The 4,053-nt window shown below is 48.0% G+C and carries 3 protein-coding genes; 2 read left to right on the forward strand and 1 reads right to left on the reverse strand.

What is annotated here, in order from left to right; genetic code table 11:
- Positions 1–1,454, reverse strand: a 1,454-nt coding sequence (locus GRP75_RS20460; RefSeq protein ID WP_160790212.1) for an RICIN domain-containing protein, incomplete at its 3' end; no start/stop codon positions are given.
- 227 nt (positions 1,455–1,681) lie between these two features.
- Between GRP75_RS20460 and GRP75_RS20465 the strand changes: the two genes are divergently transcribed.
- Both GRP75_RS20465 and GRP75_RS20470 read left to right on the forward strand, forming a co-directional pair.
- Positions 1,682–2,380 (forward strand): 4'-phosphopantetheinyl transferase family protein, encoded by a 699-nt coding sequence (locus GRP75_RS20465; RefSeq protein ID WP_160790213.1) that lies wholly within the window; start codon positions 1,682–1,684, stop codon positions 2,378–2,380.
- A gap of 45 nt (positions 2,381–2,425) precedes the next feature.
- Positions 2,426–4,015 carry an amidohydrolase gene (locus GRP75_RS20470; RefSeq protein ID WP_160790214.1) on the forward strand — a complete coding sequence of 530 codons (1,590 nt, stop codon included), beginning with the start codon at positions 2,426–2,428 and terminating at the stop codon, positions 4,013–4,015.
- The last annotated feature ends 38 nt before the right edge of the window (positions 4,016–4,053 follow it).

Raw genomic sequence — 4,053 nt, forward strand, 5'->3', positions numbered from 1 at the left:
ACTACACGGAAATGCTGATTCGTCCCACCATTATCGCCCCATTGAATGGCTTTGGCTCCATCGGCGGTGGCGCCTTCAGAAATATCGATCAGCTTGCCGGTTGCCCGATTTTTCAGCTTGTAATAACCACCGGTTACAGATACTAATTGCCAATGCTGACTGGACCAGCCTCCGTCACTCCACTGCTCAATAACTGTACCGTCTGTTGTGGTACCGCTTTCAACACCAATTAGCTTTCCGCTGTTGCGGTTCACAATTTTGTAATATCCGCTGCCTGCATCCTTGAGCTGCCATTGCTGGTTTGCAGCTCCGGAATTTGCACGCTGCTCCAGGTCTGCGCCGTCCGTCGTTGCATTGCCAATAATGCTTAGTGGCTTATTGCTCTTGCGATTCACTAGCTGATAATAGGCATCCGGATCAATGGCAATTGGTGTTGTTATCCCCTCGACCACACCACTGGCGGTGTCAATATTAATGCTGTCGAACCAATCCATGGCTAATGAAGTCGCTGTTGGAAAACGCAGTGGCAGCCATACATATTGAGAATCCTGCACAGGACCGCTCCACGCACCCGCCCAACGGTCGCCCAAATACAGGTATGAAGTTGTCTGGGCACCTTCAACAGGAATCACGTAAGACGACTGTGAACCATATGTCGTACCGTCCCCGAAGTTTATCGTATTACTCCAGGTTCCTTCAATGCTGGATGCGGTAGCATACTTGGCTTGATTGGGATTCCAGCCGGTTGCCCCGGATGTAATCAGGAAGTAGACGTCTCCTTTTTTGAACATCGCCGGAGCTTCACGATATTGTCCTGGCCAAAGTGTAGTCACCAGCGATTCAACTTGCAGAAAATCCGGTGTCAGACGATAGATGTTCAGATCCGCGTTTACCCGGGTAGCCGAAATGAGGTAAGCTGTACCGTTATCGTTGTATACGGTCATATCGCGCGAATCGTGATCCAGAGGACGGAAGCTGCCCTGATACGTGTAATCGCCGTCCACGGTATCGGAAGAAGCGACAGCCACTCGGGCCTCGTTGTAATTAACCCCATTCTCCTTATGCATCCATAATACGTATTTACGTGTTTTTTCATTGTAAATCACTTTCGGACGTTCAATATTCGAAACATTCAGCTCTACAGCGGAGCTGCTGGTCAGTACGTTTTTACGAAACTCCCAGTTTTTTAAATCAGAGGAACGGTAGGCGGATACCGCCTTGAATGTGCCGTTGGGATTACGATTTTCACCAAACCAATAATAGTAACCATCTACTTTAATCATACCACCCCCATGGGCATGGACCACGTTTCCATCTGTATCTTTAAACTGAATGCCATTCACAACATTCGCTGAAGCGGCTGAAGCGATCTTAGGAGAAAACATCTGAAAAATGCTCAACGTCAGCAAAATAGAGAGCATAATACACAGCAAGCGGGCAAAATCATATTTCATTGTTTCGTCCTCCTCTGTATGCGTTATTTTAAAGCGCTTTCATTAATAGGCTCTATGAAGTAGTTTTAATAGAGATGCTTATCCCAATTGTATCCATATTGAATTGAAAGTGCTAGAGTAGTATATTGACCATGTACACGGCACACGCCATCCATATCTAACAGACTTCAATCGAACGGTGAGTGTTACAAACTGGCTGATATTCATTAGATATACAGGAGGCAACCATGAAAATATACGCGATTGATACGAGCAAGCCGGAAGCTGAGGAGCATTACGAATTACTGGTAAATCGGGTTTCGCTGGAAAAGCAGCACAAGTTAGATCGTTTTTTACATCGGGAAGATGCTTTGAGGGGCTTATATGCCGATGTGCTGCTAAGATGGTTGGTCTGCCGGCAATTGAAGGTATCTAATTCCAGTCTTCAATTTACATACAACGCGTTCGGTAAGCCTTCCTTGATAAATGCACCCGCATTCCATTTTAATGTTTCTCACTCGGGAAAATGGGTGGTGTGCGCTATTGATGATCACCCGCTTGGAATCGACATTGAACAGCTCCGTCCTATAGATTTTGAGGTAGGTAGAGTGTGCTTTTCGGACACAGAGTATGATGCGTTAATGCGTCAGGATGCAGACAACCGCTTATCGTATTTTTACGATCTATGGACGCTTAAAGAAAGCTTTGTGAAGGCCGAGGGGCAGGGACTAACTCTACCGTTGAAGTCTTTTTCATTCGAGCTGAAGGCACAACCGTTCATAGGCTTCACGACAGAGGGCTTTACCACCGAGTATTGTCATTTTAAGCAGTATGAGTTGGATCAGGATTATAAAATGGCTGTCTGTGCAGCTCATGACCAATTTGCCCAGCAGGTGCAGCAGATAGATATAAATACACTACGCTTGGAAGTGGCAACACAGGCGTAATATGAAGTGGATATGCGTATAGTTGAAAAAAGGAGATGAGTGGCGTTGACATTCGTTTTGTTCAAGCACGGCCGGTTGCATGGGGATTGGGCTTCCAAAGGAGACTCCATCGTTGTACAGCAGGGTCGGATACAAGCCATCGGATATGCTCGGGAGCTTGAATTGCAGTTGACCGGTAAGGAATATGAAACTGTGGATTGGGAAGACGCCTATGTACTGCCAGGCTTAACCGATTCACATATGCATTTGTCTATGCATGGTATGAAGCTGGCTATGCTGGATTTAACATCAGCTACCTCCAAGGAAGAGATGCTGGCTATGCTGCGCAAACGGGTCGCTGTAACACCGCCGGGAGAGTGGATTTTAGGACTTAACTGGAATGAAAATGCGTTTATTCCTGTTGAAATTCCAGGTATAGCCGAGCTGGATGCCATTACAGATCAGCATCCGGTATATCTCACTCGTACGTGCTTTCATACGTTCTTGGCCAATTCAGAGGCATTTCGGCGTGCGGGTATTAGCGAGGACACCCCTGACCCGGCTTCGGGAGCCTATGGACGAGACGCAGATGGACGGTTGAACGGATTGATTTATGAGGAAGCATCCTTTGCCTTTACTAGCGTGCAGCCAGAGCCAAATTATTCGGTTAAGAAGGATACGATTCGGCGGGCTTGCCTGGATGCGCTACGGCTTGGTCTAACTGCTGCGCACACGGAAGATTTACGTTTTTTGGGCAGCGTGGAGACGATGCAGCGAATTTACAGGGAGCTGAGGGAAGAAGGTCTTGCTTTTCGCACACACCAGCTCATCTATCATCCATTTATGGAAGAAGCGAAAGTGCAAGGGCTGCGTGCAGGTACCGGAAATGAGTGGTTTAAAATCGGTGCGATTAAAATGTTTGCCGATGGCGCTATTGGTGGAAGAACGGCATTATTGTCAGAACCTTATAGTGATGCTCCACATACCCGCGGAATGGCGATTCAACCGCAGCCAGAGTTGAATCAGATGGTGGCAGCTGCCAGGGCCGCAGGCTTTCCAGTGGCTGTACATGCTATAGGGGATGGGGCAGCGCACATGATTTTGACAGCGATGGAGGCCCATGTGCTCAGGGAGGAAAGCGGTTTGCCAGATCGCCTGATCCATGGACAGGTGCTTAGGAGGGATTTGGTCAAGAGAATGGCGAAGCTGCCGCTGATTGCGGACATCCAGCCCCGTTTTGTCGCAAGTGACTTCCCTTGGGTACTGGATCGGGTTGGGAAAGAACGGACTGAATATTTATATGCCTGGAAAAAACTGCTGGAAGCAGGCATTCCATGTGCTGGAGGTAGTGACGCGCCGATTGAGCCGTTAAACCCTTTTCTTGGTATTCATGCGGCAGTGACTCGCGCCAAGCCGGAAGAAATGCATGAGGGCTATCTTCCCGCTGAAAAGCTGGATGTACATGAAGCCATTCGTCTGTTTACCACGGGAAGCGCAGTAGCAGCCGGGGAAGCTGATGAGAGAGGGGCGATAGCTGAAGGGAAAGCGGCTGACTTTACAGTCATTGACCGTGATGTATCGGAAAGCCCGCAAGCTTTACTTGATGTTAAGGTACGAATGACAGTTGTAAACGGGAAAGTAGCATATCGGTCATAGGCTGGTGATAAGTTGTATGCCAAAAGCCTTCAACTTCA

This window comes from Paenibacillus sp. OT2-17 (assembly GCF_009827695.1).
GTDB lineage: Bacteria > Bacillota > Bacilli > Paenibacillales > Paenibacillaceae > Paenibacillus > Paenibacillus polymyxa_B.